This window comes from Belnapia mucosa, assembly GCF_016775475.1.
GTDB classification, from domain to species: domain Bacteria; phylum Pseudomonadota; class Alphaproteobacteria; order Acetobacterales; family Acetobacteraceae; genus Belnapia; species Belnapia mucosa.
In genome coordinates, this window is sequence record NZ_JAEUXJ010000004.1 from 301,066 (window position 1) to 326,507 (window position 25,442).

A 25,442-nucleotide genomic window follows, 5' to 3' on the forward strand; every position below is an offset into this window, starting at 1 on the left:
CCGTCCCATGCCGGATGGCATTCGTGCTTGTGGTCCCACGAAATCCCGTGCTATCCCAAGTCATCCCGCAGGGGGGTCCAACAGCTCGGGGGGGCGAGGGATCCACGGCGGGATGGTCGGGCGAGCCGGCGGGGTCGGGGGGCCCCGCCGGCCGCTGCACCGGCAGCCAGGCGGCATCAGCACGCATCCCCCACAGGGCTAGTCAACAAGCGGTCACTGGGGGGCGGTCGCTGGGCGATGTCCGAGTTCACAGGCACCTTTGGCGGGGGCTTCGACGCGAAGAAGGGCCGCATCTCGGTGCCGGCACCCTTCCGCGCCATCCTCAGCCGCCAAGGCGCCGAGGACATCATCCTCCGCAAGTCCCGCCATCTTCCCTGCATCGAGGTCTGGTCCAAGCCTGACTACATGGCGGAAGTGAACGCCCGAGTCGCAGGCCTCAGCAAGCTTTCTGCCGAGTACCAATCGATCATGCGGAAGCTGGTGGGCCGGATCCACACCCTGCACCCCGACACCGAAGGCCGCGTCGTCATGCCGCGCGAGCTGGCCGAAGCAGTCGGCCTCGGCGGCGAGCTGCAATTCGCCGGGCGTGGCGCCTATTTCGAGATCTGGTCGGCCGAGGCCTATGCCGCCGAGGAAGCCCGCCTCGACGCCGAGGATGAGGGGGGCGACGTATGAGCGGCGCGCCCGGGCATGTGCCGGTGATGCTGGCCGAGGTGCTGGAGACCCTCGCCCCGCGCGACGGCGCCACCTATCTGGACGGCACCTTCGGCGGCGGCGGCTATGCCGATGCTATCCTCGGCGCGGCGCAATGCACGTTGCTCGCCATCGACCGCGACCCGGATGCGATCGCCCGCGGCGCCGCGCTCGCCGCGCGCCATGGCGGCCGGCTGAAGCTGATCGAGGGCCGCTTCGGCGACATGCTGGAGCTGCTGGCAGCGCGCGAGATCGCCCGACTCGACGGCGTCGTCCTCGATCTCGGCGTTTCCTCCTACCAGCTCGACGAAATCGACCGCGGCTTCTCCTTCCGGGGCGATGGTCCGCTTGACATGCGGATGTCCAAGCATGGGAAGTCCGCTGCGGATCTCGTGAACGGCCTGGGCGAGTCGGAATTGGCTGATCTGCTCTACGAATTGGGTGAAGAGCGGTATTCCCGCCGCATCGCGCGCGCCATCGTCGCCGCGCGGCGGGAGGAGCCCATCACCACCACGGCGCGGCTGGCCGCCCTGGTGCGCGGCTGCGTTCCCCGCGACCCGTCGGGGATCGACGGCGCGACCCGCAGCTTCCAGGCGCTGCGCCTCGCGGTGAATGACGAGCTGGGCGAGGTCGAGCGCGGCCTGGCCGCCGCCCGGGCGTTGCTGGCGCCGGGCGGGCGGCTGGTGGTTGTTGCCTTCCACTCGCTCGAGGACCGGCTGGTGAAGCGCTTCATGGCCGGCGCCACGGGCCGCGCCGCCGGCGCATCCCGCCATGATCCGGGCGCCCTCGCCGGCCGCGCCGGGCCCGCCGAATTCCGGCTGCTGACGCCGAAGGCCCTCAGGCCCGGCCGGGCCGAGACCGATGCCAATCCCCGCGCCCGATCCGCCCGGTTGCGCGCGATCGAACGCCTTCTCCCTGACCGCCTCGCCACGCCCCGGGACGCCGCATGATCTTCCGCCCCTTCACCATGGTCTGCCTCGTCGCCTTCCTCGGCGCCGGAATGCATGTCTACCAGACGAAGCACGAGGCAGCGCTGCTCGACCGAGAGCTGCGCGGCATCGCCCGCAAGGTCGAGGAGGCGGAGGCGCGCACCCAGACGCTGCAGGCGGAATGGGCCTGGCTGAACGAGCCGGAGCGGCTGCGCAGCGTGGCGCAGCGGCACCTGCCGGAGCTGGAAGCGATGCAGCCGGCGCAGTTCGTCCGCGCCACCGAGGCCGAGCGGCGGCTGCCCTCCGTCGCCGCCTATAGCGGCCCGACCGCGCTCTTCGCAGTGCGCGAGCCGGCTTCGCTCGGCACCACCACCCTCTCGCTGCTGCCGCGCATTGCCGACGCGGTTCAGGTGGTGGTGGCGGAACCCCCGCCGGCCCCGGTGCCGGCGGCACCCCTGGCCGCGCCGGTCCTCGCCGCCGCCGAGCCGGTGGTGGCCGCGGTGGCGCCCGAGCCCTTCCTGATCCTGCCGCCGCCACCCCCGCCGCCGCCGCCGGTCCCGGTCCTCGCCGCCATCCCGGCGCCGCCGGTGCGCATTGCCCTGCCGGCCCGGCCGGCCGAGCCGCGCCCGGTTGAGCCGCGTGTGGTTACCGAGGCGCCGCCGCGCCCGGCGCTGGTGGATCTCGCCCGCGCCACCCAGCCGCGCCCGCCGGCGCCGAAGCCCGCGCCGCGGCCGGCGACCGAGCTCGCCAGCCTGCCGCCGGTCGCCGCGCCGCGCCCGGCCGTGCAGCAGGTCGCCTCCACCGCCAGCCTGGCCCGGCCGGCGACGCCGCCCGCCGCTGTGCCGCATGCCGTGGTCGCCCCGGCCGCCGCCGCGCCGGTGGCGCCGCCGTCCCCCTATGCCGGATCGGTGCTCGGCGGCGGCAGCCGGCCGCTGCTGCCCCCGCCCGTGCCCTTCGGCAGCGCCGGCGCCGCCAGCCTGCGCAACGGGACCCTGGCGCAATGAACCACTTCCCGCAGGACGGGCTGCGCCCGCCGCCCTCGCCCGATGCCGCGCCGGCCGGCCGCCGGCTGCCCGCCCATGGCGCCGCCACGCCCTCGCGCGCCCTGGTGCGCATCGCGGCACCGGAGCTGGCGCGGCGCGCGCAACTGGAGAAGACGCGGGGGCGGCTCGTGGTCGCCGCCGGTGGCTTCGCGCTGCTCTTCGGCGCGGTCACGCTGAAGCTCGCCTTCGCCACCTTGATCGACCCGATGACGCCGAAGCCGCGTGCCGCGGTGCGGATGCCGACCGGCGAGCCGAATGTCGGCCGCGCCGCCATCACCGACCGCAATGGCGAGGTGCTGGCGGTCTCGCTCCAGGTAACCGAGCTCTACGCCAATCCGCAGGAGATCAACGACCCCGAGGCGGCGGCCGACAAGCTGCTGCGGGTGCTGCCGAGCCTCGACCGCGAAAGGTTGGTCGCGCGGATCAGCCCGCGCATGGTCCCGGGCACCGAGCGGCCGGTGGAGTTCGCCTATATCGCCCGCAACCTGCCACCGCGGCAGCAGCAGGCGATCAACGACCTCGGCATCGCCGGCTTCCATTTCCGCCCTGCCGAGCGGCGCTTCTATCCCCAGGGCTCGGCGGCCGCGCATGTGCTCGGCCAGGTGGATGTGGACGGGCGCGGCATCGCCGGCGTGGAGCGCAGCTTCGACGAGCGGCTGCGCACCGACCATTCGCCGCTCCGTCTTTCGGTCGATGTCCGGGTGCAGGTGGCGCTGCGCGAGGCGGTGCAGAAGGCGATCTCCGACTATAACGGCATCGGCGGCGCCGGGGTGGTGATGGACATCAACACCGCCGAGGTGCTGGCCATGGTCAGCCTGCCGGATTACGACGCCTCCGATCCCGGCGGGCTGCAGCGGCGGCAGGCAGCGGCGCCGGCCACGGCCGCCGCGGCCTCGCTCGCCCGCCCGGTCGTTGCCCGCCCGGCCACGCCCCGCCCGCCGAGCCAGGATACGGACCCGCATTTCAACCGCGCGACCGTCGGCCTCTATGAGCCCGGCTCGACCTTCAAGCTGCTGACCGCGGCGATGGCGCTCGAGCTCGGCACGGCCAATCTCTGGAGCAGCTTCGATGCCAGCCGGCCGATCCGCTACGGCCGCTTCACCATCAGCGACTACAAGGGCAAGAACCGGGTTCTGAGCCTGCCCGAAGTGCTGGCCTATTCGTCGAACCTCGGCGCGGCGCATATGGCGATGGGCGTCGGCCCGGCGCGGCACCGCGAATTCATGGTCCGGATGGGGATGCTCCAGCGCCTGCAGGTCGAGCTGCCGGAAACGGCACGGCCGCTGGCGCCGAGCGCCAATGGCTGGCGCGACATCAACACCATGACCGTCGCCTTCGGCCATGGCATCTCGGTCTCGCCGCTGCATGTCGTCACCGGCATCTCGGCGCTCGCCAATGGCGGCATCCTGCGCTCGCCGACGCTGCTGGCCCAGCCGGCGGATGTGCAGCGCGAGGGCACGCGGGTGATCTCCGAGCGCACCTCGGAGACGATGCGCAAGCTGATGCGGCTGGTCGTCACCGACGGCTCCGGCAAGGGCGCCGACGTGGCCGGCTATTTCGTCGGCGGCAAGACCGGCACGGCGCAGAAGGTCGGGCCGCGCGGCGGCTATCTGGAAGACAAGCGCATCGCCGCCTTCGTCGGCGCCTTCCCGCTGAACGCACCGCGCTATGCCATCTATGTCATGGTGGACGAGCCGAAGCCGAATGCGCAGAGCCATGGCTATGCGACGGCGGGCTGGGTGGCGGCGCCGGCGGCGGGCGCGGTGATCCGCCGCGTCGCCCCGATCCTCGGCATGGTGCCGGAGACGGATCGCATCCCGCAGATCCAGCAGACCCTCGCGGTGCCGCTGCAGCCGGGCCGGCCACCGCGCGCCGCGCCGCCGGCCGGCGCCCCACAGGCCCCGGCGCCCGGGCCGCGCACCGCGCCGGCCGCGGCCGCACCGGCGCCCGCCCCGGCCCCGGCACCGGCCCTGGTGCCGCCGGCACCCTCCCTGCGGCGTACCGATGCAGCGCCGCCGGAAGGCCTGCTGCGCTTCGTTGCCGGCCCGGTTTCGCCGCGCGAGGCCGGCCTTGCGCCTCGGTGACCTCCTTCGTGCTGGCGGGCTGGACCCCGCCTCGGCCGGCGAAGTGGCGGGAGTCGCCATCCGCGGCCTGACCGCGGATAGCCGCGCCGTCCAGCCGGGCAGGATCTTCGTGGCGCTCCCCGGCGCGCGGGTGGATGGCCGCGCCTTCATCGCCGAGGCGGTGGCGCGCGGCGCCGAGGCCGTATTGGCGCCGGAGGGCACGGCCTGGCCCGAGGGCCTGCCGGCGCGGCCGCTGCTGGCCAGCCCCGATCCGCGCCGCAGCCTGGCGCTGATGGCCGCCGCCCTGGCCGGCGCCCAGCCGGCGACGGTGGTCGCCGTCACCGGCACCAATGGCAAGACCAGCACGGTGGATTTCCTCCGTCAGCTCTGGGCGCTCGCCGGGCGGCGGGCGGCCTCGCTCGGCACGCTCGGCCTGATCGCCCCTGGCTTCCCGGGCGGCGCCAGCCTCACCACACCGGATCCGGTGGCGCTGCATGCCCAGCTCGCGGCCCTGGCGCGGGCCGGCTTCGGCCATGCGGCAATGGAAGCCTCCTCGCACGGGATCGAGCAGCGGCGGCTGGATGGCGTGCGCCTCGCCGCCGCCGGCTTCACCAACCTGACGCGGGATCATCTCGACTACCACGGCAGCATGGAGGCCTATCGCGCCGCCAAGCTGCGGCTGTTCGAGACGGTGCTGGAACCCGCCACCACGGCCGTCGCCAATGCCGATATGGACCCCGCGACGCTGGCGGCGCTGGAAGGGATCGCGGCCCGGCGCGGCCTCGCCCTGCTGAAGGTCGGCGAGGCGGGGGATGCGGTCCGGCTGCTGGCGCAGCAGCCCCTGCCGGACGGACAGGCGCTGGAGATCATCGCCTTCGGCGCCCGGCACGCGCTGCACCTGCCGCTGCCGGGACGCTTCCAGGCCGACAATGCCCTGCTGGCCCTGGCGCTGGCGGTCGTCACCGGGCTGGAACCGGCCTGGGCGGTGACCCTGCTCTCCCGGCTCGAGGGCGTGCGGGGGCGGATGGAGCTGGCGGCGCGGCTGCCAGGCGGCGCCGCGGTCTATGTCGATTATGCCCATACGCCGGATGCGCTGGCCCGGTTGCTGACCGCGCTGCGGCCGCATGTCGGCCGCGGCGGGCGCCTGCATGTGGTCTTCGGCGCCGGCGGCGACCGTGATCCGGGCAAGCGCCCGCTGATGGGCGAGGCAGCGGCGCGCCATGCCGACCGCTGCTGGATCACCGATGACAACCCGCGCAGCGAGGATCCGGCGACGATCCGTGCCGCGGTCCTGGCCGGCTGCCCGGGCGGGGTGGATGCCGGGGAGCGGCGGGCGGCGATCGCCATGGCGCTGTCGGACCTGGCGCCGGGCGATGTGCTGGCGGTGGCCGGCAAGGGGCATGAGAGCGGCCAGACCATCGCCGGCGTGACCCTGCCCTTCGACGACGCGGCGGTGGTGCGGGAGCTTGCGGCATGAGCCTCTGGACCGCAGCGGCGCTGCGCGCAGCGACCGGCGGAAGCCTCGCCGCCGAGCTTGCCGTGACCGGCGTTTCCATCGACAGCCGCGCCGTGCAGCCGGGCGATCTGTTCATCGCGCTGCGCGACGCGCGCGACGGGCATGACTTCGTGGCCGATGCCCTGGCCCGCGGCGCGGCTGCCGCCATGGTGGACCGCGACCCGCCGGGCGTGACGCCGGAGGCGCCCCTGCTGCGCGTTGGCGACACGCTGGCCGGGCTGACCGCGCTCGGCGCCGCCGGGCGGGCGCGGACGGCGGCGCGGATCGTTGCTGTCACCGGCAGCGTCGGCAAGACCGGCACCAAGGAGATGCTGCGGCTGCTGCTCTCGGGCCTCGGCCCGACCCATGCCGCCGTCGCCTCCTACAACAACCATTGGGGCGTGCCGCTGACCCTGGCCCGGATGCCGGAGGCCAGCGCCTATGCGGTGATCGAGATCGGGATGAACAATCCGGGCGAGATCGCCCCCCTCGCCCGGCTGGCCCGGCCGCATGCGGCGCTGGTGACCAATATCGGCGCGGCCCATATCGGCCATCTCGGCAGCCTGGAGGCGATCGCCGCCGAGAAGGCGACCATCGCGGCGGGGCTCGAGCCGGGCGGCATCGCGGTGCTGCCGGCCGAAGACCCTTTCCTGCCGCTGCTGCGCGCCGCGGCGCCGGGACATCCGGTGGTCACCTTCGGCGAGGGCGGCGATGTGCGCGCCCTGTCCGTGACCGCCGAGGCCACGGGCAGCGCGGTGACGGCGGAGATCGCCGGGCGGCGCGCTGCCTTCCGGCTCGGCGCCCCGGGGGCGCATCTGGTCCGCAACGCCATCGGTGCGCTGGCGGCGGTGCATGCGCTGGGCGGCGATGCCGCAGCCGTGGCGCCACGGCTGGCGGAGTACCGGCCGATGGTCGGGCGCGGCGCGGCCGAGACCATCGCCACGCCCGATGGCGGCCGCGCCACCCTGGTGGATGAGGCCTTCAACGGTCAGCCGCCTTCGGTGCGGGCGGCGCTGGCCGTGCTGGCGCTGCTGCCGGCCCGGCGGCGGGTCGCGGTGCTGGGGCAGATGGGCGAACTCGGCCCCTTCTCGGCCGAGGAACATGCGGCCCTGGCGCCGCATGTGCAGGCGGCGGCCGATGCCGTCTTTCTTTGCGGGCCAGACATGCGCCACCTCGCCGCCGCGCTGCCGCCGGGGATGGTATTGGCCCGCACGGAAACATCGGGGGAGCTGGCGCCGCTGGTCGCGGCCGGGCTTCGGGACGGGGATGCGGTGCTGGTGAAGGGAAGCAAGGCGACGCTGATGGGCAAGGTCCTCGCGGCTCTCAGGGGAATTCGGGCGTGATCTTCAATCTCTTCGCGCCCTATGCCGAGGAATTCCCCCTCTTTAACCTGATCCGGTACACCACCTTCCGGGCGGGCGCGGCCTGCCTGACGGCGCTGGTGCTCTCGCTTGCCCTCGGCCCCGCCGTGATCCGCTGGCTGCGCGGCTTTCAGCGTGGTGGCCAGCCGATCCGCACCGACGGGCCGCAGAGCCACCTGCTGACCAAGAAGGGCACGCCCACCATGGGCGGCGTGCTGATCCTGCTGGCCTTGTCGCTGGCGACGCTGCTCTGGGCCGATCTGCGCAGCGGGCTGGTCTGGGCGGCGCTGTTCGTGACGGTCGGCTATGGCGGGCTCGGCTTCGCCGATGACTGGCTGAAGGTGACCAAGCGGAACACCAAGGGTGTCTCGGCGCGGATGAAGCTGGTCTGGCAGGCCGGCGTCGGGCTGGTCGGCGCGGTCTGGATCATCATGCTGCTGCCGCCGGCGGTGGCCACCGGCCTCGCCTTCCCGGTCTTCAAGGAGACACTGCTGCCCTTCGGCTACCTCTTCCCGCTGGTCGGGATGCTGGTGCTGATGGGCGCCTCCAATGCGGTGAACCTGACCGACGGGCTGGACGGCCTCGCCATCGTCCCGGCGATGATCGCCGCGGCGGTCTTCACCCTGATCGCCTATCTGGTCGGCAACCGGGTCTTTTCGGAATACCTCCAACTCCATTCGGTGCCGGGGGCGAATGAGTTGGCGGTGTTCTGCGCCGCGCTGATCGGCGCGGGGCTCGGCTTCCTCTGGTTCAATGCGCCGCCGGCGGCGGTCTTCATGGGGGATACGGGGTCGCTGGCGCTGGGCGGCGCGCTCGGCGCAGTCGCCGTCGCCACCAAGCATGAGATCGTGCTGGCGATCGTCGGCGGGCTGTTCGTGGTGGAGACGGTCAGCGTCATCATCCAGGTCTTCTGGTACAAGCGCACCGGACGGCGGGTCTTCTTGATGGCGCCGCTGCATCATCATTTCGAAAAAAAGGGCTGGGCCGAGGCCACCATCGTGATCCGCTTCTGGATCATCGCCATGGTGCTCGCGCTGGTCGGCCTCTCGACGCTGAAGATCCGATGAGCACTTTCCGGCCCTTCTCCGGCGAATCCGTCGCGGTCGTCGGCCTCGGCAAGGCCGGCCTGCCGGCAGCCCAGCGCCTGGCCGATTGGGGCGCCGAGGTCACCTGCTGGGACGACCGGCCGGAGGGCCGGGCCGCGGCCGAGGCGGCGGGGCTGCGGGTCGAGGACCCGGCGGCCGGACGCTTCCGCTGGGATGCGCTGCTGCTCTCGCCCGGCATCCCGCACATCCTGCCGCGGGCCCATCCGGCGGCCGAGGCGGCGCGGGCGGCGGGGCGGCCGATTCTCTGCGATGCCGAATATCTTTGGCGGGCGGTGCGGGCGGCGGGCTCCGGCGCGCGCTTCGCCGGCATTACCGGGACCAATGGGAAATCCACCACCACGGCGCTGCTGCACCATCTGCTGCGCGCGGCCGGGCGGGCGGCGGAGGCGGGCGGGAATCTTGGGCCGGCGGCGCTTTCCCTCAATATCTTGGATACCGATGGCGTATACGCACTCGAGATGTCGTCATACATGTTGGAGCGAATCCAGGGCATGCGCTTCAACCACGCGGTGATGCTCAACCTGTCGCCCGACCATCTCGACCGGCATGGCGATATGGAAGGCTACCGGGCGGCCAAGGCAGGCATCTTCCGCAACCAACGCCCCGAGGATCTGGCCGTGCTCGGCATGGACGATGCCTGGACCGCCGGCATGGCAGCCGGCCTTGCGGCACGGGTCCTGCCCATTTCCGGCGAAGGGCCGCAGTCGGGCGGAATCTGGGGCGAAGGCCGGCTGCTGCGCGACGAGGCCGGGCCGATCCTCGACCTCGCCGAGGCCCCTGCCCTGCCCGGCAGCCACAATGCCCAGAACGCGGCCGCCGCGGCCGCCTCGGCACTCGATCTCGGCCTGACGCGGGCGGAGGTGGCGGCGGGGCTGCGCAGCTATCCCGGCCTGCCGCACCGGCAGGAGCGGGTCGGCGAGTGGCAGGGCATCGCCTTCGTCAATGACAGCAAAGGCACCAATGCCGACAGCACGGCGCGGGCCCTGGCCAGCTATCCGCGCCTGGTCTGGATCGCCGGCGGCACAGCAAAGGAGGGTGGGATCGAAAGCCTCGTCCCCTTCTTCCCCCGCGTGGCGGAGGCGCTGCTGATCGGCCGCGACGCACCGATCCTAGCGGCGACGCTGGCGGCGCATGGGGTGAAGCACCGGATCGCCGGGACGCTGGAGGAAGCGGTGCCGGCCGCCGCCGAAGCGGCGCGGGCCGGGGCGGCGCCGGTGGTGCTGCTCTCGCCCGCCTGCGCCAGCTGGGACCAGTTCACCGGCTTCGAGCAGCGCGGCGCGCGGTTCCGCGCCCTGGTCGCGGCGCTGCCGGGGATGCAAGGGGGGGCCGCCTGATGGCCATTTCGCGCTCCGACAATTCCGTCCTCGGCCGCTGGTGGTGGACGGTCGACCGCTGGACGCTGGCGGCGCTGCTGATCCTGATCGGCTTCGGCTATGTCATGATGCTGGCCGCCAGCCCGGCCGTCGCCGAGCGCGTCATGGGCAGCGGCTCGCGCGAATTGCTGTTCATCAAGCAGGTCGTCTTCCTCGGCCTCGCCGCATCGCTGATGGTGATGGTCTCGCTGCTGACGCCGCGGAACATCAAGCACCTGGCGATCCTCGGCTGCATAGGCGCGCTGGTGCTGACGGCGGCGACGCTGGTGATCGGCTTCGAAACCAAGGGCGCGCGGCGCTGGCTGTCCTTCCCGCTGCTCGGCACGATGCAGCCCTCGGAATTCCTCAAGCCCTGCTTCGCCGTGGTCGTCGCCTGGATGCTGTCGGAGGGCAAGGCGGCGGCGGCGCGCCGGGCGGCGTCGGGTCAGCGCGGCCTCGCGCTGCTGCATCCGCAATGGCTCTGGCCGACCGGCGCCTTCCTGCTGCTCGCCGTGGTGGCGGTGGTGCTGAAGTCGCAGCCGGATTTCGGCATGCTGATGGTCGTCGTCTCGATGTTCCTGGCGCAGTTCTTCGTCGCCGGGCTGAACCTCGCCTTTGTCGGCGCGCTCGGCATCGGCGGCATCGGGCTGGCGATCGGTGCCTATTTCACCCTCGACCACGTCCGCAGCCGCGTCGATCGCTTCCTCGACCCCTCCTCGGGCGACACCTTCCAAATCACCAAGGCCATGGAGGCCTTCGGCAATGGCGGGCTGTTCGGCCGCGGCCCCGGCGAGGGCCGGGTGAAGAACGCCCTGCCCGACGCCCATGCCGATTTCGTCTTTGCGGTCGCGGGGGAGGAATTCGGCTTCATCGTCTGCCTCGTCATCCTCGCCCTGTTTGCCTTCGTCGTGGTGCGCGGGCTGATCCGGTTGCTGGGCGAGGCGGAGCTTTTCGTCATCCTGGCGGCGACCGGGCTGCTGGCGCAGTTCGGGCTGCAGGCCTTCGTCAATATGGCCTCCTCGCTGCACCTCATCCCGACCAAGGGGATGACCCTGCCCTTCGTCTCCTATGGTGGCTCCTCCGTGCTGGCGATCGCGCTCGGCATGGGGATGCTGCTGGCGCTGACCCGCAAGCGCGCCTCCCGCGCCGAGGGGGTGGAATGAGGGGTCCGATGGTCCACCCCATCGTCATCGCCGCCGGCGGCACCGGCGGGCACCTCTTCCCGGCCGAGGCGCTGGCGGCGGAGCTGCTGGCGCGCGGGGAGCGGATCGCGCTGATGACCGATGCCCGCTCCGCCGCCTTCGAGAGCGCGGCCTTCGCCAATGCCGAGCGTTTCGTGCTGCGCGGCTCGGGGCTTTCGGGCCGCGGCGCGGTCAGCGCGGCGCGCGGGGCGCTGGCCCTGGCGGCCGGGACCTTGCAGGCGCGGCGGCTGGTGCGCCGGCTGGAGGCCTCGGCGGTGGTCGGCTTCGGCGGCTATCCCAGCGTGCCGCCGCTGATCGCCGCATTGACCATGCTGGGCCGCCGGCCGGTGACGGTGCTGCATGAGCAGAACGCCATCCTCGGCCGCGCCAACCGGCTGCTCAGCACGCGTGCGGATGCGCTGGCGCTGTCCTATGCCGCGACCGGGCGGGTGCCGCCGGGGGCGCCGGTGCAGGTGGTCGGCAATCCGGTGCGGCCGGCGCTCGCCGCGCTGGCCGGCTGCGACTATCCGGGGACGGAGGGCGCGCTGCGGCTGCTGGTCCTCGGCGGCTCGCTCGGCGCCCGCATCTTCGCCGATGTGGTGCCGGCCGCCGTCGCCGCCCTGCCGGAGGCACTGCGCAGCCGCCTCGTCGTCGCCCAGCAATGCCGGGCGGAGGATCTGAACCGGGTGCGCGAGGCCTATGCCGGCGCCAATGTTCCGGCGGAACTCTCGCCCTTCTTTCCCGATGTGGCCGGTCGGTTGGCGACGGCGCATCTCGTCATCGCCCGCGCCGGGGCCGGGACGGTGGCGGAACTCGCCTGCGCCGGGCGGCCTTCCATCCTGGTGCCGCTGCCGCATGCGATCGACGACCACCAGAAGGCCAATGCCCGCGCCATCGCTGAGGCGGGGGCAGCCATCGTCATGCCGCAGTCCGAATTCACCCCGGCATCACTCACCGCCGAACTCGCCGCCCGTCTGAGCGATCCTCAGGGGTTGAAGCGCGCTGCCGCATCCGCCGCCCGGCTCGCCCAGCCGGATGCGGCGAAACGACTTGCCGACCTCGTTCTCTCGCTCGTCAGGGCGCGCGCCGCCCAGGAAACCCGTTGATGCGTGCCCTGCCCCTAACCATCGGTCCCATCCACTTCGTCGGCATCGGCGGCATCGGCATGTCCGGCATCGCGGAGGTGCTGCACAATCTCGGCTACCAGGTGCAGGGCAGCGACATCGCCGAGGGCTACAACACCGCCCGGCTGCGCGAGGCCGGCATCCCGGTCGCGATCGGCCATGCGGCGGAGAATCTGGGAGGCGCCCAGGTTGTCGTCGTCTCGACCGCCGTCAAGAAGGACAATCCGGAAGTCCAGGCGGCCCGCGCTGCGCTGATCCCGGTGGTGCGCCGGGCCGAGATGCTGGCCGAGCTGATGCGGCTGAAATGGTCCGTCGCGGTCGGCGGCACCCATGGCAAGACCACCACCACCAGCCTGGTCGCCTGCGTGCTGGAAGCGGCGAAGATCGACCCGACCGTCATCAATGGCGGCATCGTCAATGCCTATGGCACCAATACCCGCCTCGGCGACGGCGACTGGATGGTGGTCGAGGCGGATGAGAGCGATGGCAGCTTCCTCCGCCTGCCCTCCGTCGTCGCCATCGTCACCAATATGGATCCCGAGCATCTGGACCATTGGGGCACGGCGGAGGCGATGAAGGAGGGCTTTGCCCAATTCGTCTCCAACATCCCCTTCTATGGCTTCGCCGTGCTCTGCCTCGACCACCCCGAGGTGCAGGCGATGATCCCGAAGCTCGACCGGCGTATCGTCACCTATGGCTTCTCGCCCCAGGCCGATGTGCGGGCGGAACGCGTCATCACCGACCGGATGGGCGCGACCTTCGAGGTGGTGGTGCAGGACCGCGTGACGCGGCGCAGCCGGACGATGAAGCCCTTCCGCCTGCCGATGCTCGGCCAGCACAATGTCCAGAACGCGCTGGCCGCCATCGCCGTTGGCGTCGAGATGGATATCGACGAGGCGACGATCCGCAGCGCGCTGGCCGGCTTCAAGGGCGTGAAGCGGCGCTTCACCCGCGTCGGCGAGGCGGGCGGCATCACCGTCATCGATGACTACGGCCATCATCCGGTCGAGATCGCCGCGGTGCTGAAGGCGGCGCGGCAGGCCGGCGCGCGGGACGTGATCGCGGTGGTGCAGCCGCACCGCTATTCCCGCCTCGCCACGCTCTTCGAGGAATTCTCGAAGTGCATGAACGATGCCGGCACGGTCATCGTCGCCGATGTCTATGCCGCCGGCGAGGCGCCGATCCCGGGGATCGACAAGGATTCGCTGGTTGAGGGGCTGCGCGCCCGCGGCCATCGCAGCGTCGTCGCCCTCCCCGGGCCGGAGAGCCTGGCCGAGATGATCCATGCCATCGCCAAGCCGGGCGACTACGTCGTCTGCCTCGGCGCCGGCAGCATCACCGGCTGGGCGCATGCGCTGCCCGAGCAGCTCTCCGCATTGCAGCCCGGTTTCCGGCCGACGCCGCTGAGGCGGGCATGAGCGCGCGTGACATGATCCACGCCATCCCGCATCTCCGCGGCCGGGTCCGGGCGGGAGTGCCGCTGGCGCCGCTCACCTGGTTCCGCGTCGGCGGGCCGGCGGAATGGCTGGTGCGGCCGGCGGATGCCGAGGATCTGGTGGCGCTGCTCGCCGGCCTCGCGCCGGGGATGCCGCTGACGGTGCTCGGCGCCGCCTCCAACCTCATCATCCGCGATGGCGGGCTGCCGGGCGTCGCGCTACGGCTCGGCGGCCCCTTCGCCGAGGTGGTGGTGGAGGCGGATGGAATCGTCGCCGGCGCCGCGGCGCTCGACATGACCGTTGCCGAGCATGCGGCGGCGGCGGGGCTGGCCGGCCTCGAATTCCTCTCCGGCATCCCGGGCAGCATTGGCGGCGCGGTGGCGATGAATGCCGGCGCCTATGGGGCCGAGGTGAAGGACGCGCTCGACTGGGCCGAGCTGGCGACGCCCGCCGGCCTGGTGCGGCTGACGGCGGCGGAGCTTGATCTGTCCTACCGCCATGCCGCGCTGCCGCCAGGCGGCGTCGTCACCCGCGCCCGATTCCATGCCTGGCCGGGCGACCCGGCGCCGCGCATGGCGGAGATCCGTGCGGCGCGGGAGGCGGCGCAGCCGGTCCGCGCCCGCACCGGCGGATCGACCTTCAAGAACCCGCCCGGCCACAAGGCCTGGGCGCTGATCGATGCGGCCGGCTGCCGCGGCCTGACCCGCGGCGGCGCGCAGGTCTCGGAGAAGCACTGCAATTTCCTGCTCAACACCGGCACCGCCACGGCGGCGGAGCTGGAAGCGCTCGGCGAAGAGGTCCGCGCCCGGGTGCTCGACCTCAGCGGCATCTCCCTGGAGTGGGAGATCAAACGGCTCGGAGTGCCGGCATGACCCATGTTGCCGTGCTGCATGGCGGCATCTCGGCAGAGCGCGAGGTCAGCCTCGCCTCCGGCCAGCAATGCGTGGCGGCGCTGCGCGAGGCCGGGTTCGAGGTGACGCCGATCGATGTCGGCCCCGACCTCGCCGCGACCATCGCGGCGCTGCGGGCGGCGAAGCCGGATGTGGTCTTCAACGCCCTGCATGGCCGGTTCGGAGAGGATGGCTGCATCCAGGGCGTGCTGGACTGGCTGGGCCTTCCCTATACCCATTCCGGCCTGCGCGCCTCAGCGCTCGCCATGGACAAGGTCGCCGCCAAGGCGGTGTTCCGCGCCGCCGGCCTGCCGGTGCCCGCGCACCGGCTGCTGGAACCAGAGGAGCTGGAGGCGGAGGACCCGCTGCCGCGCCCCTATGTGGTGAAGCCGGTGAATGAGGGTTCCTCGGTCGGCGTGCATATCCTCCGCAAGGGTGACAACCGCCGGGCCGAGATCGCCCGCGGCTGGCGCTTCGGCAAGACCGTGCTGGCGGAAGAGTTCATCCCCGGCCGGGAGCTGACGGTCGGCGTGCTCGGCGACCGCGCCCTGGCGGTGACCGACATCATCGCCGATGCGGGCGAGTTCTATGACTATTCCTCGAAATATGCCGAGGGCGGCTCCCGCCATGTGGTGCCGGCCGTGATCCATCCCTCAGTGCGGGAACAGGCGATGGAGGTCGCGCTGGCCGCGCATCGCGCGCTCGGATGCCGTGGCGCCACGCGGGCGGATTTCCGCTATGACGATACCGCGGGCGAGCCGGGACGGCTCGTGCTGCTGGAAGTGAATACCCAACCCGGGCTGACGCCGACCTCGCTGCTGCCCGAACAGGCGGCGCATGCCGGCATCGGCTTCCCCGCGCTTTGCGCCTGGATGGTGGAGCAGGCCCGACATGGCCCCTGAACCCGCCCGCAATCGCCCGCCGACCCGCCGCCGGCGGGCCGAGGCGACTCCCTCCCGCCCCACGCGGCTGCGGCTCTGGCTGCGCCGGCGGCGCGGCCTGCTGCGCCCGGCCGGGCTGGCGCTCGGCGCCGGCGGGCTGCTGGTCGCGGCCGGCCTCGCCTTCATGGCAGCCGATCCGGCCGGCCGCATCGCCGCGCTCTGGGACGGCGCCGCCGAGATCGCCGGCGATGCCGGGCTGACCGTACAGGAGGTGGTGCTGGAGGGCAGCCGCAACACGCCACCTGACCTGGTGCGCGAAGCCCTCTCGATTCGCCGCGGCGATCCCATCCTCGCCTTCGACCCGCAGGCGGCGAAGGAGCGGCTGGAGATGATCGCCTGGGTGAACTCGGCGCATGTCGAGCGGCACCTGAACGGGCTGATCCGGGTGCGGATCACCGAGCGCCAGCCCTTTGCCATCTGGCAGCGCGAGGGCCGCTTCTCCGTCATCGACGAGAAGGGCGAGGTCGTCTCCTCGGAGAATATCGGCGCCTTCGGCCGGTTGCCGCTGGTCGTCGGCGCCGGCGCCAACCGCCTGGCCGGCTCGATGATCGAGCTGATGCGGGCGGTGCCGGAGGTGCAGGAGCGCACCCATGCGCTGGTCCGCGTGGCGGAGCGGCGCTGGAACCTCAGGCTGCGCAACGGCGTCGATGTCCTGCTGCCGGATGGGCAGGAAGCGGCGGCGCTGACCCGCCTGGCCGAGCTGCAGCAGAAGCAGGGTCTGCTCGACCGGCCGCTGGCCGCGATCGACCTGCGCCTGCCGGACAAGCTGGTGCTGCGCCTGCCCTCGCAGGGATCGCCCGCGCCACTGGAGCCGACGGTGCAACGGGTGAGGAGCGGCCGGGGATGAACCAGATTGCCCGCCTCGGCCAGAATGAAGGCCCGCCCGTGCAGGGCCGCCGCCGGCGCAATGCCCGCAGCGGCATCTTCGGCGTGCTGGATATCGGCTCGACCAAGATCGTCTGCATCATCGCCCGCATCGAGAATGACGGCGAGCCGCGGGCGCTGGGTTTCGGCTGGCAGCGGGCGCGTGGCATCAAGGGCGGGAACATCGTCGATCTCGAGGAGGCGGAGCGCGCCATCCGCGCCGCGGTCGGCCAGGCGGAGGAGATGGCGGATACCCAGCTGAAGGGCGCCATCGTCAACCTCTCCTGCGGCCAGCCCGAGTCGCGGCAGCAGAATATCCAATGGCCGATCGGCGGCCGCGCCATCACCGAGGCCGATCTCCGCGCCATCATGAATGAGGGCCGCCGCCGCAGCGTCGAGGACGGGCGGGAGACGGTGCATGCCTTCCCGCTCGGCTTCACCGTGGATGCAACGCCGGGTGCCGAGGATCCGCGCGGCATGATCTGCGAAAACCTCGCGGCCCGGCTGCACATGGTCGATGCGGCGCAGGCCTCCCTGCTCAATCTGGGTGCGACGCTGCTGCGCTGCGACCTGGTGGTGGAGGAATTGGTCTCCGCCCCCTTTGCCGGAGGCCTCGCCACGCTGGTCGAGGACGAGAAGCAGCTCGGCGCCACGGTCATCGATATGGGCGGCGGCACCACCAGCCTCGCGGTCTTCGCCGAGGGACACCTGTTGCACACGGCGCAGATCCCCTTCGGCGGCTGGAACGTCACCAACGACCTGGCGCGCGGCCTCTCGACGCCGATCGCCCATGCCGAGCGGCTGAAGACGCTGCATGGCGGCGTGCTCGGCGCACCGGATGACGAGCGGGAATGGTTGCCCGTGCCGCAGGTCGGCGAGGAGGAGGACCAGATCGCCCGCGTCCCCCGCGCCATGATCATCGGCATCATCCGCCCGCGGCTGGAAGAGACCTTTGAGATGGTCAAGGACCAGCTCGAGGCTGCCGGACTCAGCCGCGAGATCGGTCGGCGCGTGGTGCTGACCGGCGGCGCCAGCCAGCTGGTCGGCGCGCGCGAATTGGCGGCGCGGGTGCTGGACCGGCAAGTGCGACTCGGCCGGCCGCATCCGGTGCGCGGCCTGCCCGAAACTGCCTCCGGCCCCGCCTTCGCCGCGCCGCTCGGCCTGCTGGCTTGGGGCGCCGGCGAAGGAAGGCCACTGCTCGATTTGCTGCCGGGGCTGGAGCGGCCGACCAGCCGATTCCGTCGCCTCGTCAACTGGCTGCGGGACTTCGCATGATGCCGCCGCGCCACATCGCCCTGTGGATTACGGGGATGGAATGCGCCCTTCGCATTCAGCCCCGCGACACGACTCGCCCAACCCGTTTACGTTCCCGCGAGGAGACCTTCGCATGACCCTGAACTTGACCCTGCCCGTGACGCAACACACCGATTTCAGCCCGCGCATCACCGTCATCGGCGTCGGCGGCGGCGGGACCAATGCGGTCAACAACATGATCGCCATGGGTCTCGAAGGGGTCGAGTTCGTCGTCGCCAATACGGATGCCCAGTCGCTGGTGCATTCCAAGGCGGAGAAGCGGGTGCAGCTCGGCCCGCATCTGACGCAGGGCCTGGGCGCCGGTGCGAAGCCCGAGATCGGCCGCGCCGCCGCCGAGGAAGCAACCGAGGACCTGGCCCGGCATCTCGATGGCTGCCACATGGTCTTCATCACCGCGGGCATGGGTGGCGGGACGGGCACGGGCGCGGCGCCGGTCATCGCCCGGATGGCGCGGGAGCGGGGCGTGCTGACGGTGGGCGTGGTGACGAAGCCCTTCGACTTCGAAGGGCCGAAGCGCAAGCGCGCCTCCGAGGCGGGCATCGAGGAGCTGCAGAATTTCGTCGACACGCTGATCATCATCCCGAACCAGAACCTGTTCCGGATGGCGACGGAGCGCACCACCTTCGCCGAGGCCTTCAAGCTGGCCGATGAGGTGCTGTACGACGGCGTGCGCGGCGTGACCGACCTGATGATCAAGCCGGGCCTGGTGAACCTCGACTTCGCCGATATCCGCACCGTCATGGCGGAGATGGGCAAGGCGGTGATGGGCACCGGTGAGGCCGATGGCGACGACCGCGCGGTGAAGGCCGCCGAGCGCGCCATCAGCAACCCGCTGCTGGACGACGCCTCGCTGCGCGGCGCCCGCGGCGTGCTGATCAACATCACCGGCGGCTACGACATGACCCTGTTCGAGGTCGACGAGGCCGCGAACCGCATCCGCAAGGAAGTGGACGAGGATGCGCAGATCATCTTCGGCACCTCGGTCGAGGAAGACCTGAACGGCCGCCTCCGCGTGTCCGTCGTCGCTACCGGTATCGATGCGCAGCAGGTCCAGGCCTCCCCGGCCGCGGCGCAGGCGGCGGCCCAGCAGGCGCCCGTGGCGCAGCCGGCCGGTCCCGGCCTGACCATGCTGCCCGGCGGCCGCCCGGGCCGTCCGGCCGCCACCATGGCTCCGGGCGCGCTGCGCAGCGCGCCGGCGGCGGTGCCGGTGCGCGGTGGCGCGCTGCGGGCCCCGGTCGCGGCGCCGGCCACCGCCCCGGTGGCCAACGCGGCCCCGACCATGGCGGCCTCGGCCGTGGTGGCGCAGCCCGAGGAAGCCGCCCCGGTCCTGGCCCCGGTGACGGTGGTGCCCGAGCAGCAGCAGCGCCGCCCGGCCGCGGTGGCCAGCCAGCCGGTCGCCGCGCCGCAGGCCCCGGTCAGCGGCATCGGCCGGTTGTTCCGGACCGTGACCGGCGCCGCCACCAACGGCATGCGCCGCACCCTGCCGGAGCCGGCCCCGGCCCCGGTCGCGCCGCGGCTGGACCAGCCGGCGCCTCAGCGCCCGGCCGAGCCCCCGCAGGGCCAGGTCGATTTCGAGATTCCGGCCTTCCTGCGTCGCCAGGCGAACTAAACCGGGCGACAGGACGTTGAGTTTGTGCGGGCCGCCCCTTGGGGCGGCCCGTTTCATGTACGCCCCATCCGATAATCCGGTTCCGTGTCACGAACGGCAAAAAGCCCAGCCGAATCAATATTTTGCTTCGTAATATGGGGTAATAAGCCTTGACTCGCGGAACCCCTGCCGGGATGCCAGGTATTGCCCTGGGAAAGCGCCGCGACGCGGTGCGCCAGACTTCCTTCGGGACAGCTGGCCATGATGCAGGGGTTGGCATGGACGGATACTTTCCGCTCGAGACAGGTCGCCGCCGGACGCTCAAGGCCGCTATCGGCTGCGTCGGCACCGGCCTGCACAGCGGCAAGCGCGTCGCCCTCACCCTGCGGCCCGCCGCCGCCGGGACGGGCATCCGCTTCCGCCGCACCGATATCGGCTTCGAGATCCAGGCCCTCTACGACAATGTGGTCGAGACCCGGCTCTGCACCGCGCTCGGCCTGCCGAATGCGCCGGAAGCGCGCATCCGCACGGTCGAGCATGTGATGGCGGCGCTGGCCGGCTGCGGCGTGGATGACGCGATCGTCGAGGTCGACGGCCCCGAGGTGCCGATCCTCGATGGCTCCGCCGCGCCCTTCGTCTTCCTGATCGACTGCACGGGCCTTCTCGCCCAAGCCAGCCCCGGCCTGCCGGAAGCGATCGAGGTCCTGCGCCCGGTCAGGGTGCAGGATGGCGAAGGCCCGGACGCCGCCTGGGCCGCGCTGGCGCCCTCCGCCGGCGACCGGCTGGAAGCCTCCCTCACCATCGATTTCCCCGGCACCGCCATCGGCCGGCAGTCGCTCTCCATGCGCATTTCGCCCCAGGCCTTCCGGGCCGGGCTGGCCGAGGCGCGGACCTTCACCCTGGCCGCCGAGGTGGCCCAGCTCCGCGCCGCTGGCCTTGCCCAGGGCGGCAGCCTCGACAATGCCGTGGTGGTGGACGGGCCGCTGGTGCTGAACCCGGGCGGGCTGCGCCAGGCGGATGAGTTCGTCCGGCACAAGCTGCTGGATGCGGTGGGCGACCTGGCCCTGGCCGGCGCGCCGCTGCGGGCCCGCTTCTCCGGCCATCGCTCCGGCCATGGACTGAACAACCGGCTGCTGCATGCGCTCTTCGCCGATCCGGCGAATTGGCGGGCGGTGCCGTCGCTCTCGACCATCGGCCTGCCGGTTCCGGCCGAGGGCGTCGCCGCCCGGCTGCCGGCCGCCGCCGCCGCGGCGGTGGCCTGAGCGCAGAGGGCGTCCCAAAGGGCTCCCCTGTGGACCCGGGCCGCCGCGTGCTATAGAGCCCGTCCCCTCTCACGACCGGGCCATGATGATCCGACGCCTCCCTTCCCTGCCCGCGCTTTGCCTCGCCCTGCTGGCGCTGCCGGGCTGTTCCCTGTTCGGCGGCAACTGGGACGGCAAGCAGTCCAGCCTCGACCGAGATCAGATCTCACGGACGAGCAACACCGTGGACCGCTCCCCGGAAGGGCTCTACGCCGCCGGGATCGAGGCGCTGCAGGCCAAGCGCTACCAGGCCGCAGTCGATCTCTTTGACCAAGTGGAGCGGGACCATCCCTTCTCGGCCTGGGCGACCAACGCCAAGATCATGTCGGCTTTTGGCGAGTATCAGCGCAACCGCTACACCGAAGCGGTCGGCGCGCTCGACCGCTTCATCCAGCTGCATCCGGCGCATCGCGACATCGCCTATGCCTATTACCTGCGCGCGCTCTGCTATTATGAGCAGATCGCCGAGGCGGACCGTGACCAGCGCACCACGGAACAGGCCATGGCAGCGCTGCAGGATGTGGTGAACCGCTTCCCCGACAGCGCCTATGCGCGTGATGCGCGGCTCAAGCTCGATCTCGGCCGCGACCATCTGGCGGGCAAGGAGATGAATATCGGCCGCTTCTACCAGCGGCAGAAGCTCTACGGCGCCGCGATCGGCCGCTTCAAGCGGGTGGTGGAGGATTACCAGACCACCAACCACGTGCCCGAGGCGCTGCACCGGCTGACCGAGATCTACCTCACCCTCGGCCTGGTGGATGAGGCGAAGAAGACCGCCGCCGTGCTCGGCCACAACTTCCCCGGCAGCCCCTGGTATCAGGACAGCTACGCGCTGCTGGTGGACGGGGCGCCGCGGGCCGAGGGCGACCGGCCCGGCTTCGCCCGCCGTGCCTGGAACTGGATCTTCTAACCGACCCATGCTCGCCTCCCTGGCGATCCGCGACGTGGTGCTGATCGAGCGGCTGGACCTGTCTTTCGGGACGGGCCTGACCGTGCTGACCGGCGAGACCGGCGCGGGCAAATCCATCCTGCTGGACAGCCTTGGCCTGGCCTGCGGCATGCGGGCGGAGGCCGGGATGGTGCGCGCCGGGCAGCAGCAATGCTCGGTCGCCGCCGGCTTCGTCCCGCCCGAGGGCCATCCGGCCCATGCCATCCTCGCCGAGCAGGATATGGAGCCGGAGGAGATGCTGGTGCTCCGCCGCGTCGTGCAGGCGGATGGACGCAGCCGCGCCTTCGTCAATGGCCAGCCGGTCTCGGTCGGGCTGCTGCGGCGGCTGGCGGCCACACTGGTTGAGGTGCAGGGGCAGCACGACCAGGTCGGGCTGGCCGATCCGGCGACCCATGCCGGGCTGCTGGACGCCTTCGGCGGGCTTGAGGGCCGGCGCCAGGCCACTGCCGCCGCCTGGCGGGAATGGCGGGAGGCGGAGCGCGCCCTGGCCACGGCGCGGGAGGCGATCGCCGCCGCCCAGCGCGACGAGGAATTCCTTCGCCACGCCGTGCAGGAACTGTCGGACCTCGCCCCGGAGGAGGGCGAGGAGGAGGAGCTCTCCAAGGAGCGGCAACGCCTGCAACAGGGTGAGCGGCGCGGCGAGAGCATCGCCAATGCCCTGGGCGAATTGCAGCCGCGCGACCGCCGCCGCGGCGGCCCGGGCGAGGCGATGCGCAGTGCCGCCCGTGCGCTGGAACGCCTGCCGCCACCGAATGAGGAGGCCCAGGCAATCGTCGCCCTGCTCGGCACGGCGCAGGATGCGCTGGCCGAGGCGGAGACGCTGCTGCAACGGCTGATGCTGGAGGACGGGCCCGATCCGCGCCGGCTGGAGGCGCTGGAGGAGCGGCTGTTCGGCCTGCGCGCCGCCGCACGCAAGCATGGTGTGGCAGTGGTCGAGCTGTCGGCCCTGCTGGTGTCCCTGAAGGAGAGGCTGGGTGCCCTCGATGCCGGCAGCGGCCAAGTGGCGCGGCTGGAGCAGGCGGCCGGCGCGGCGCGGCGGGCCTATCTGGCGGCCGGCGAGGCCCTTTCGGCCGCGCGGCGCGATGCGGCGGGGCGGCTGGAAGCGGCGCTGGCGAAGGAACTGCCGCCGCTGAAGCTCGATAGGGCTCGCTTCTTCGTCGAGGTCGCGGCGCGGGAGGAGAATGGCTGGTCGTCCGATGGCATGGATAGGGTGACCTTCCTGGTTTCGACCAATCCCGGGCAGTCGCCGGGGCACCTGCAAAAGATCGCCTCGGGCGGTGAGCTGTCGCGGCTGATGCTGGCGCTGAAGGTGGTGCTGGCGCGTGGCTCGCCGGTGCCAACGCTGGTCTTCGACGAGGTGGATGCCGGCATCGGCGGCGCCACGGCGGCTGCGGTAGGCGAGCGGCTGGAGCGTGTGGCGGAGCGGCTGCAGGTGCTGGTGGTGACGCATAGCCCGCAGGTCGCGGCGCGCGGGGCGCAGCAGCTCCGCGTGGCCAAGCAGGTGAAGGGAGAGCGGGCGACGACGGTGGTGGAACCGCTCGACAAGCGCGAACGCCGCGAGGAGATCGCGCGGATGCTGGCGGGCGAACGGGTGACGGAGGCGGCGCGGGCGGCGGCGGACAGCCTGCTGACGGGCGGAATGCTGTGAGCGACCTGGCGCTGCGCACCCGCCCGCCGGAGAGCCTGACCGCGGAGGAAGCCGCCGCGGAACTGGCAGCGCTTGCCGCCGAGATCGCCGCCGCCGACATCGCCTATCACCAGAACGACGCGCCCGAGATCACCGATGCCGAATACGATGCGCTGCGGCGGCGCAACCTGGCGATCGAGGCGCGTTTCCCAACGCTGAAGCGGGGCGACAGCCCGAGCGAGGCGCCGCCCGGCGCGGCGCCGGCGGCGGGCTTCGCCAAGTCGCGGCATGGCACGCCGATGCTCAGCCTCGACAATGTCTTCGGGCCGGAGGAATTCACCGAGTTCACCCGCACCATCCGCCGCTTCCTTGGCCTGCCGGCGGAGGAAGTGCTGCGCTTCGTGGGGGAGCCGAAGATCGACGGGCTCTCGGTCAACCTGACCTATGAGAATGGCGCCTTCATCCGCGGCGCCACGCGCGGCGACGGGACCGAGGGCGAGGACATCACCGCCAATCTCCGCACCCTGGCCGAGCTGCCGCAGCGCCTGGCGGGCGAGGCGCCCGAGCGCATCGAGATCCGCGGCGAGGTCTTCATGACCAAGGCGGATTTCCTTGCCTTCCAGGCCGAGCAGACACGACTGCATGCCGAGCGCGAGGCGCGGCGGGAGGCCGGCGAGCGGGTCGGCGAGGCCATCCGCATCCCGGCCAATCCGCGCAACGCCGCCGCGGGGTCGCTGCGGCAGCTCGATCCCGGTATCACCGCGCGGCGGCCGCTGAAGCTCTTTGCCTATGCCCAGGGCCATTCGAGCGCGCCGGTGGCGGAGACGCATTCCGGCTATCTCGCGCGACTCAGGGATTGGGGCTTCCAGGTGAACCCGCTGTCGGAGGTACTGCCGGACGAGCAGGCGGCCACCGCCTTCCAGGCCCGCTTGGCCGAACAGCGCGCCGGCCTTGCCTATGACATCGACGGCGTCGTCTACAAGCTCGACCGGCTGGACTGGCAGTCGCGGCTCGGCTTCGTCGGGCGGGCGCCGCGCTGGGCGGTGGCGTGGAAATTCCCCGCCGAGCAGGCGACCACGGTGCTGCTCAGGATCGAGATCCAGGTCGGGCGGACCGGGGCGCTGACGCCGCGGGCGGTGATGCAGCCGGTCAATGTCGGCGGCGTCATGGTGCAGCACGCGACCCTGCACAATGAGGACGAGATCGCGCGGAAGGATGTCCGCATCGGCGACACGGTCGTGCTGCAGCGCGCCGGCGACGTGATCCCGCAGATCGTCTCCGTCGTGCTCGAGAAGCGGCCGGCCGACAGCCAGCCCTTCGCCTTCCCCGATCGCTGCCCGGCCTGCGGCAGCCATGCGGTGCGCCCACCCGGCGAGGTGGTGAAGCGCTGCACCGGCGGCCTCATCTGCCCGGCGCAAACTGTGGAGCGGCTGAAGCACTTCGTCGCCCGCAACGCGATGGATATCGAGGGGCTGGGCGAGGAGAACATCATCGCCCTGCACGAGGCCGGGCTGGTGCGCAGCCCGGCCGAGATCTTCCGCCTGAAAGCCCATGCCGACACCATCCGGCAATGGGAGGGCTGGGGCCGCACATCCCGGGCGGAATCGAAGAAGCTGGCGAATCTCCTCGCCGCCATCGAAGCGCGGCGGACGCCGCCGCTCGACCGCTTCATCTTCGCCCTCGGCATCCGCCGCATCGGCGAGGCGAATGCCAAGCTGCTGGCGCGGCATTACGGCAGCCTCGCCGAATGGCGGGAGCGGATGCTGGCCGCACGCATCATCGGCTCCGAGGCGCGGGAGGAGCTGGGCTCGATCCAGGGGATCGGTCCCGCCATCGCGCAGGAGCTGGTGGATTTCTTCGACGAGGAGCGGAACCTCGCCGCCCTCGACGACCTCGCCCGCGAAGTCACGCCGGTGCCGGTCGCCAGCGCGGCAGCGGCCGACAGCCCCTTCGCGGGGAAGACGCTGGTCTTCACCGGCACGCTGGAGACGATGACGCGGCCGGAGGCCGAGGCGCGGGCGGAACGGCTTGGCGCCAAGGTGACGAAGAGCGTCTCCGCCAGGACGGATTTCGTCGTGGTCGGCGCCGATGCCGGCAGCAAGGCGAAGAAGGCGGCGGAGCTCGGCCTGCGCGTCCTCAGCGAAGCCGAATGGCGGGAGCTGGCCGGCTTCGGCTGACACCCTTC

Annotated in this window: 20 protein-coding genes; all 20 read left to right on the forward strand. The window is 72.1% G+C overall.

Annotation, left to right across the window (positions count from 1 at the left end):
* Positions 1 to 237 precede the first annotated feature (237 nt).
* Positions 238 to 675 carry a division/cell wall cluster transcriptional repressor MraZ gene (locus JMJ55_RS12385; RefSeq protein WP_202825859.1) on the forward strand — a complete coding sequence of 146 codons (438 nt, stop codon included), beginning with the start codon at positions 238 to 240 and terminating at the stop codon, positions 673 to 675.
* Positions 672 to 1,643, forward strand: a complete 972-nt coding sequence (gene rsmH / locus JMJ55_RS12390) for a 16S rRNA (cytosine(1402)-N(4))-methyltransferase RsmH (protein WP_202825860.1) — start codon at positions 672 to 674, stop codon at positions 1,641 to 1,643. The genes JMJ55_RS12385 and rsmH overlap by 4 nt, the downstream gene beginning before the upstream one ends.
* Positions 1,640 to 2,626, forward strand: coding sequence for a cell division protein FtsL (gene ftsL / locus JMJ55_RS12395; RefSeq protein WP_202825861.1), 987 nt, complete (start codon positions 1,640 to 1,642; stop codon positions 2,624 to 2,626). Before rsmH ends, ftsL begins: the two co-directional genes overlap by 4 nt.
* Complete coding sequence (locus tag JMJ55_RS12400) at positions 2,623 to 4,749, forward strand: peptidoglycan D,D-transpeptidase FtsI family protein (protein ID WP_202825862.1); 2,127 nt, start codon at positions 2,623 to 2,625, stop codon at positions 4,747 to 4,749. Before ftsL ends, JMJ55_RS12400 begins: the two co-directional genes overlap by 4 nt.
* Positions 4,736 to 6,205, forward strand: coding sequence for a UDP-N-acetylmuramoyl-L-alanyl-D-glutamate--2,6-diaminopimelate ligase (locus JMJ55_RS12405; protein WP_407927537.1), 1,470 nt, complete (start codon positions 4,736 to 4,738; stop codon positions 6,203 to 6,205). Before JMJ55_RS12400 ends, JMJ55_RS12405 begins: the two co-directional genes overlap by 14 nt.
* On the forward strand, positions 6,202 to 7,566 hold the full coding sequence (locus JMJ55_RS12410) for a UDP-N-acetylmuramoyl-tripeptide--D-alanyl-D-alanine ligase (protein WP_202825864.1): 1,365 nt from the start codon (positions 6,202 to 6,204) through the stop codon (positions 7,564 to 7,566). The genes JMJ55_RS12405 and JMJ55_RS12410 overlap by 4 nt, the downstream gene beginning before the upstream one ends.
* On the forward strand, positions 7,563 to 8,651 hold the full coding sequence (gene mraY, locus JMJ55_RS12415) for a phospho-N-acetylmuramoyl-pentapeptide-transferase (RefSeq protein ID WP_202825865.1): 1,089 nt from the start codon (positions 7,563 to 7,565) through the stop codon (positions 8,649 to 8,651). The genes JMJ55_RS12410 and mraY overlap by 4 nt, the downstream gene beginning before the upstream one ends.
* Positions 8,648 to 10,024: a UDP-N-acetylmuramoyl-L-alanine--D-glutamate ligase gene (murD, locus tag JMJ55_RS12420; RefSeq protein ID WP_202825866.1), complete on the forward strand. Its 1,377-nt coding sequence runs from the start codon at positions 8,648 to 8,650 to the stop codon at positions 10,022 to 10,024. The genes mraY and murD overlap by 4 nt, the downstream gene beginning before the upstream one ends.
* Complete coding sequence (locus JMJ55_RS12425) at positions 10,021 to 11,205, forward strand: FtsW/RodA/SpoVE family cell cycle protein (protein ID WP_407927539.1); 1,185 nt, start codon at positions 10,021 to 10,023, stop codon at positions 11,203 to 11,205. The genes murD and JMJ55_RS12425 overlap by 4 nt, the downstream gene beginning before the upstream one ends.
* Positions 11,206 to 11,213: 8 nt before the next feature.
* Entirely contained in the window at positions 11,214 to 12,329 is a 1,116-nt protein-coding gene (gene murG / locus JMJ55_RS12430; RefSeq protein ID WP_202825868.1) for an undecaprenyldiphospho-muramoylpentapeptide beta-N-acetylglucosaminyltransferase, read from the forward strand.
* Positions 12,329 to 13,765: a UDP-N-acetylmuramate--L-alanine ligase gene (gene murC, locus JMJ55_RS12435; RefSeq protein WP_202825869.1), complete on the forward strand. Its 1,437-nt coding sequence runs from the start codon at positions 12,329 to 12,331 to the stop codon at positions 13,763 to 13,765. Before murG ends, murC begins: the two co-directional genes overlap by 1 nt.
* Positions 13,762 to 14,655, forward strand: a complete 894-nt coding sequence (gene murB / locus JMJ55_RS12440; RefSeq protein ID WP_202825870.1) for a UDP-N-acetylmuramate dehydrogenase — start codon at positions 13,762 to 13,764, stop codon at positions 14,653 to 14,655. The genes murC and murB overlap by 4 nt, the downstream gene beginning before the upstream one ends.
* Complete coding sequence (locus JMJ55_RS12445; protein WP_202825871.1) at positions 14,652 to 15,575, forward strand: D-alanine--D-alanine ligase; 924 nt, start codon at positions 14,652 to 14,654, stop codon at positions 15,573 to 15,575. The genes murB and JMJ55_RS12445 overlap by 4 nt, the downstream gene beginning before the upstream one ends.
* Positions 15,565 to 16,461: a cell division protein FtsQ/DivIB gene (locus tag JMJ55_RS12450; RefSeq protein WP_202825872.1), complete on the forward strand. Its 897-nt coding sequence runs from the start codon at positions 15,565 to 15,567 to the stop codon at positions 16,459 to 16,461. The genes JMJ55_RS12445 and JMJ55_RS12450 overlap by 11 nt, the downstream gene beginning before the upstream one ends.
* Positions 16,458 to 17,753: a cell division protein FtsA gene (gene ftsA / locus JMJ55_RS12455; protein WP_202825873.1), complete on the forward strand. Its 1,296-nt coding sequence runs from the start codon at positions 16,458 to 16,460 to the stop codon at positions 17,751 to 17,753. Before JMJ55_RS12450 ends, ftsA begins: the two co-directional genes overlap by 4 nt.
* Before the next feature lie 112 nt (positions 17,754 to 17,865).
* Entirely contained in the window at positions 17,866 to 19,401 is a 1,536-nt protein-coding gene (ftsZ, locus tag JMJ55_RS12460; protein ID WP_202825874.1) for a cell division protein FtsZ, read from the forward strand.
* Positions 19,402 to 19,658: 257 nt separating this feature from the next.
* Entirely contained in the window at positions 19,659 to 20,642 is a 984-nt protein-coding gene (lpxC, locus tag JMJ55_RS12465) for a UDP-3-O-acyl-N-acetylglucosamine deacetylase (RefSeq protein WP_202825875.1), read from the forward strand.
* Positions 20,643 to 20,724: 82 nt separating this feature from the next.
* Complete coding sequence (locus tag JMJ55_RS12470) at positions 20,725 to 21,591, forward strand: outer membrane protein assembly factor BamD (RefSeq protein ID WP_236033650.1); 867 nt, start codon at positions 20,725 to 20,727, stop codon at positions 21,589 to 21,591.
* Between the two features lie 7 nt (positions 21,592 to 21,598).
* On the forward strand, positions 21,599 to 23,278 hold the full coding sequence (recN, locus tag JMJ55_RS12475; protein WP_202825876.1) for a DNA repair protein RecN: 1,680 nt from the start codon (positions 21,599 to 21,601) through the stop codon (positions 23,276 to 23,278).
* An 11-nt stretch (positions 23,279 to 23,289) separates the two neighbouring features.
* On the forward strand, positions 23,290 to 25,434 hold the full coding sequence (gene ligA / locus JMJ55_RS12480) for an NAD-dependent DNA ligase LigA (protein ID WP_407927540.1): 2,145 nt from the start codon (positions 23,290 to 23,292) through the stop codon (positions 25,432 to 25,434).
* Positions 25,435 to 25,442 lie beyond the last annotated feature (8 nt).

Excerpts from the sequence above, each read along its gene's own strand:
- JMJ55_RS12385 (WP_202825859.1), top strand. The coding sequence starts at position 238 with ATGTCCGAGTTCACAGGCACCTTTGGCGGGGGCTTCGACGCGAAGAAG.
- rsmH (WP_202825860.1), top strand. The coding sequence starts at position 672 with ATGAGCGGCGCGCCCGGGCATGTGCCGGTGATGCTGGCCGAGGTGCTG.
- ftsL (WP_202825861.1), top strand. The coding sequence starts at position 1,640 with ATGATCTTCCGCCCCTTCACCATGGTCTGCCTCGTCGCCTTCCTCGGC.
- JMJ55_RS12400 (WP_202825862.1), top strand. The coding sequence starts at position 2,623 with ATGAACCACTTCCCGCAGGACGGGCTGCGCCCGCCGCCCTCGCCCGAT.
- JMJ55_RS12410 (WP_202825864.1), top strand. The coding sequence starts at position 6,202 with ATGAGCCTCTGGACCGCAGCGGCGCTGCGCGCAGCGACCGGCGGAAGC.
- murD (WP_202825866.1), top strand. The coding sequence starts at position 8,648 with ATGAGCACTTTCCGGCCCTTCTCCGGCGAATCCGTCGCGGTCGTCGGC.
- murG (WP_202825868.1), top strand. The coding sequence starts at position 11,214 with ATGGTCCACCCCATCGTCATCGCCGCCGGCGGCACCGGCGGGCACCTC.
- murC (WP_202825869.1), top strand. The coding sequence starts at position 12,329 with ATGCGTGCCCTGCCCCTAACCATCGGTCCCATCCACTTCGTCGGCATC.
- murB (WP_202825870.1), top strand. The coding sequence starts at position 13,762 with ATGAGCGCGCGTGACATGATCCACGCCATCCCGCATCTCCGCGGCCGG.
- JMJ55_RS12445 (WP_202825871.1), top strand. The coding sequence starts at position 14,652 with ATGACCCATGTTGCCGTGCTGCATGGCGGCATCTCGGCAGAGCGCGAG.
- JMJ55_RS12450 (WP_202825872.1), top strand. The coding sequence starts at position 15,565 with ATGGCCCCTGAACCCGCCCGCAATCGCCCGCCGACCCGCCGCCGGCGG.
- ftsA (WP_202825873.1), top strand. The coding sequence starts at position 16,458 with ATGAACCAGATTGCCCGCCTCGGCCAGAATGAAGGCCCGCCCGTGCAG.
- ftsZ (WP_202825874.1), top strand. The coding sequence starts at position 17,866 with ATGACCCTGAACTTGACCCTGCCCGTGACGCAACACACCGATTTCAGC.
- lpxC (WP_202825875.1), top strand. The coding sequence starts at position 19,659 with ATGGACGGATACTTTCCGCTCGAGACAGGTCGCCGCCGGACGCTCAAG.
- JMJ55_RS12470 (WP_236033650.1), top strand. The coding sequence starts at position 20,725 with ATGATGATCCGACGCCTCCCTTCCCTGCCCGCGCTTTGCCTCGCCCTG.
- recN (WP_202825876.1), top strand. The coding sequence starts at position 21,599 with ATGCTCGCCTCCCTGGCGATCCGCGACGTGGTGCTGATCGAGCGGCTG.